The following is a 4,742-nucleotide window of genomic DNA, read 5'->3' on the forward strand; positions in this document are numbered from 1 at the left end:
CCTTCCAGCTGATGTTCGCGATCATCACCGTCGCCTTGATCTCGGGCGCGTTGGCCGACCGGCTGAAGTTCTCCGCCTGGCTTGTGTTCTCCGCACTGTGGGCGACGCTGGTCTACTTCCCGGTCGCGCACTGGGTGTTCGCGGCTGACGGTTTTGCCTCCGAGCACGGCGGCTGGATCAACAACAAGCTGCACGCGATCGACTTCGCCGGTGGTACGGCGGTCCACATCAACTCCGGTGTGGCCGGCTTGGTCGTGGCGATCGTGCTGGGCAAGCGCAAAGGCTGGCCCACCACGCTGTTCCGCCCGCACAATGTGCCGTTCGTGATGCTCGGCGCAGGCCTGCTGTGGTTCGGCTGGTACGGGTTCAACGCCGGTTCGGCCACCAGCGCCAATGGGGTCGCCGCCAGCACATTCATGACCACAACGATCGCCACCGGAACGGCCATGCTCTTCTGGCTGCTCACTGAGCGGATCCGCGATGGCCACGCAACGACGCTGGGAGCGGCGTCGGGCATCGTCGCCGGATTGGTCGCCATCACACCATCGTGCTCGTCGGTCAACGCGTTGGGCGCCTTGGCGATTGGTGCGGTAGCTGGTGTGCTCTGTGCGCTCGCGGTCGGGCTGAAGTTCAAACTCGGCTTTGATGACTCACTAGATGTGGTCGGTGTGCACCTGATCGGCGGCCTGGCGGGCACACTGCTGGTCGGTCTGCTTGCCGCCCCAGAGAGCCCTGCCATTAACGGTGTGGCTGGTGTCTCGAAGGGCTTGTTCTACGGCGGCGGATGGGATCAGTTGGAACGACAGGCGGTCGGCGCGTTCAGCGTTCTCATCTTCTCTGCCGTCGGCACCTTTATCATTGCCCTGATACTCAAATACACGATGGGGCTGCGTCTGACTCCCGAGGGAGAAGCGGCCGGTATCGACGAATCTCAGCACGCAGAGAGCGGTTACGATTTCGCAACAGTGACCGGCTCTGTCCTTCCTCATGCGAGTCTTCCGGAAAGCTCTTTTGACCACAAAGATCCAGCGGGCGACAAAGTAGAGGCGGAATAGAGATGAAGCTGATTACCGCGATTGTGAAGCCGTTCACACTTGACGACATCAAATCCAGCCTCGAGCAGGTGGGAATCCTGGGCATGACGGTCAGCGAGGTTCAGGGGTACGGACGTCAGAAGGGGCACACCGAGGTCTACCGAGGTGCTGAGTACGCAGTCGAATTCGTGCCGAAGGTCCGCGTCGAGGTCCTGGTCGAGGACTTCGACACCGACAAGGCTCTGGACAGCATCGTGCGGTCCGCACGCACCGGCAAGATCGGTGACGGCAAGGTCTGGGTCAGCCCGGTGGAAACCGTGGTGCGGGTACGCACCGGCGAACGCGGAGCCGACGCGATCTGACACTCGTGTTATGAATAGTCTTGGGGGGTGGCCGAGCCGATTCGGACGGGAATGAGACAGGGCGAGCAAGAATCACCCGATTCGTCATCGCCGGCCGGGGCGGGCAAAACTCCCGGCGCGGCCAGCGATTTGGCGGCCGCCCGGGAGAAGCTGCTCGCCCGTGGACCGAACGAACTCGACTCGGCCGCCCTGCGTGAAGCTTGGGGAGAACTGCACGAATTCTGGCTGACCACAAAGGCTTCCGAGATCGGCATCATGCCCGGCAGCGGCTTCGCGATCGTCGCGACAGGTTCGCTGGGCCGTCGCGAACTGGTGCCTTACTCGGACTTGGACCTGCTGTTGCTGCACGACGGCATGAACACCGACGCTGTCCGGGACGTCGCCGACTCGCTGTGGTATCCGTTGTGGGACGCCAATATTCGCCTCGATCACAGTGTTCGGACCGTCGCCCAGACACTGAAGGTCGCCGGCGCGGACGTGTCCGCCTGTCTGGCGATGCTGGATACCCGGCACATCGCCGGTGACGAAGAACTGTCCGGTCGCCTCATCGAGGGAATCCGCCGCCAGTGGCGGGCCGGAATCCAGTCCATCTTCGGCGAAGTCGTGGACGAGACCCACTCCCGGTGGCGTCGCTGCGGTGAGATCGCGCACCGCGCCGAACCCGATATCAAATCGGGCCGCGGCGGCTTGCGCGATATTCAGTTACTCGACGCCCTGGCCATCGCCCACCTCACCGACCGCCTGGCCGTAGGAGAAGGCGACGACCCGCTGGGTTCGCTGACCGGTGCACACCTGACCCTGCTCAACGTCCGCACCGAACTCCACCGGGTTTCGGGTCGCGGGCACGACCAGGTACTGGCCCAGTTTGCCGACGAGATCAGCGCTGCGCTGCACATCGGCGACCGCTTCGACCTGTCGCGGGTGCTGTCCGACGTGGGACGCACGATCAGCTACCGCGTCGACGCGGGACTGCGGACCGCTTCCAACGCGCTGCCGCGGCGCGGGATGTCGGCGATCCGGCGGCGTCCGCGCCGACCGCTGGACGAGGGTGTCATCGAGTACGCCGGAGAGATCGTCCTCGCTCGCGATGCCCGACCGCAGAGCGACCCGGCCCTGTTGCTGCGGGTCGCGGCGGCGTCGGCGTCCACCGGACTGCCGATTGCGGTGTCGACGCTGAGCCGGTTGGCTGATACCGCTCCGGAACTGCCCACCCCATGGCCGCGCGACGCGCTGGACAACCTCTTGGTCATGTTGACCGCCGGGCCGGACACTATCGCCGTCATCGAGACCCTGGACCGCACCGGGTTATGGGGCCGGTTGTTCCCGGAGTGGGGCGCGGTACGGGATCTTCCGCCGCGCGACGTCGTGCACATCTGGACGGTTGACCGCCATCTGGCCGAAACAGTTTCCCGGGCAAGGATTTTCACCACCCGGGTGGCCCGTTCCGACCTGCTGATCCTCGCAGCGCTGCTGCATGACATCGGTAAGGGACGGGACGCCGATCACTGCGTGCTGGGGGCTCAGCTGGCCACCCAGATCGGTACCCGGCTGGGTATGTGGCCGTCGGATGTCGAGATGCTGTCCAAGCTGGTGTTCCACCACTTGTTGCTGGCGAAGGTCGCGTTCCGCCAAGACCTCAACGATCCGAAGACCATCGCCATGGTCTGCGAGGCGTTGGAGGGCGACCCGGTGCTGCTGGACGTGCTGCACGCGCTGACCGAGGCCGACTCGTTGGCCACCGGGCCGGGGGTATGGAGTGACTGGAAGGCCTCGTTGGTCGCCGACCTGGTGCGGCGCAGTCGGATGGCGATGAACGGCCAGGCGTTGCCGGAAGCCGACCCGCTCGAGCCCGAGTACATTGCGCTGGCAGCCGACCGCAAGGTGCATGTCGAGTTGCGGCCCGGTAAAGACCAGCGTCTTCACCATGCGGTGGTGATCGCCCCGGACCAGCGCGGGCTGCTGTCCAAGACCGCCGGGGTGTTGACGCTGAACTCGCTGCGCGTGCATTCGGCGTCGATCAATGTCGAGGACGGCGTCGCGATCAGCGAATTCGTGGTGTCGCCGCACTTCGGCAGTCCGCCGGCCGCGGGCTTGCTGCGTCAGCAGCTCATCCGGGCCCTCGGCGGCCAGACCGACGTGCTGGACACGCTGGAGCAGCGGTCAGCCGATGCGAAGCCCAAGCCCCTGGGCGACGCTCCGACCGCGGTTCCCGTCCATTACTCGTCTGCGCCACCACGGATCTTGTGGTTCGAAGGCACCCCGGGGCGTCTGATCGTCGAGATTCGGGCGAACGACCGTCCCGGTCTGCTCGCGCTGCTCACCGGTGCGCTGGAGCGTTCCGGGGTGGATATCGACTGGGCGAAGGTCAGCACGCGGGGCACGATGGTCGACGACGTGTTCTGTATCGCGTTGCCCGCGCACAGCGCCGCCGCCAAGGCCAGTGGCGAGCCGGGTTCGAGTACCCGATCGGCGATCGAGCATCACCTGTTGTCGGTGTTGGAAACGCACCCGGACGCAGCCGCGGTCTAACCAAGCTCGCGCGTGTGCAGCCACGCGTGAATGCGTTGCGCGACGCGGGCCCAACCGGGCTCCTGCATCATGTTGTGTCCCATGTCGGGAAAGAATTCCGCATCGGTGTCGTATGCCTTTGCCGTGGCGCGCACCTCTGCGTTGGTGACCATGCCGTCGTCCGCGGCGCCGAGGACCAGCATCGGCGTGCTGACCCGGGTGGTTCTCACCCGTCGGAACAGCGGGTCGACCAGCGAGGCGCGCACAGCCTCGGGTTGAACGCGCGCGGCACACGCTTCCACGATGTCGTCGGGCGTGTGGCCGCTGAACAGGTGCTCGCGGACCAGCGGCGTGGTTCCGATGAAACCGGTCAGGTTGCCGACCGGCAGCGACCGCATGGAAATCCACGGGTGGCGGCTCCAGATGCGCGTCGCCAGCCCCAACACGCCCTGCGGCGGCACCGATGCCACCAGGACGGCCGCTGGCTCGTCGTGGCTCTCGAGGTAGCGCTGCACGACGAAGCCGCCCAGGGAATGAGCTATCAGCACCGGCTGGACGCCAAGGCTGTCGGCCGTGGCGCCGACATCGTCGAGATAATCGGCGATCGAACAGGTGTGGAATGGCTTGGCGGTGGGGCTGCCGCCGTGGCCGCGCAGGCTCAGCGCCACCGCGCGGTAACCGGCGTCGGCGAAGAAGTCCACGAAGTTGGTCCAGCACGACGCGGAATGCCAGCCGCCGTGCACGAACAGTAGTGGCACCGGATGCGCGTCGTCGCAGGATCCCTTGTCGATCACCTCTAGCATGCGTCCATCCTCAGCCATCCGGCTAGGCTGGGCGG

Annotated in this window: 4 protein-coding genes; 3 read left to right on the plus strand and 1 reads right to left on the minus strand. The window is 65.8% G+C overall.

Features of this window, described 5'->3' with window-relative positions; translation table 11 throughout:
* From WAN02_RS04945 to WAN02_RS04955, 3 genes are all read left to right on the plus strand, one after another.
* On the plus strand, nt 1–1,055 hold a 1,055-nt coding region (locus WAN02_RS04945; RefSeq protein ID WP_422263063.1), incomplete at its 5' end, for an ammonium transporter.
* A gap of 2 nt (nt 1,056–1,057) precedes the next feature.
* The gene (locus WAN02_RS04950) at nt 1,058–1,396 is read left to right on the plus strand and encodes a P-II family nitrogen regulator (protein WP_422263064.1); all 339 of its coding nucleotides are present in this window, start codon (nt 1,058–1,060) and stop codon (nt 1,394–1,396) included.
* Between the two features lie 51 nt (nt 1,397–1,447).
* Nucleotides 1,448–3,925, plus strand: coding sequence for a [protein-PII] uridylyltransferase (locus WAN02_RS04955; protein WP_422263065.1), 2,478 nt, complete (start codon nt 1,448–1,450; stop codon nt 3,923–3,925).
* Here WAN02_RS04955 and WAN02_RS04960 read toward each other — a convergent pair.
* Nucleotides 3,922–4,707, minus strand: a complete 786-nt coding sequence (locus WAN02_RS04960; RefSeq protein ID WP_422263066.1) for an alpha/beta hydrolase — start codon at nt 4,705–4,707, stop codon at nt 3,922–3,924. The two genes, WAN02_RS04955 and WAN02_RS04960, sit on opposite strands and share 4 nt — an antisense overlap.
* Nucleotides 4,708–4,742: the final 35 nt, after the last annotated feature.

This window comes from Mycobacterium sp., from assembly GCF_049281135.1.
Lineage (GTDB): Bacteria > Actinomycetota > Actinomycetes > Mycobacteriales > Mycobacteriaceae > Mycobacterium.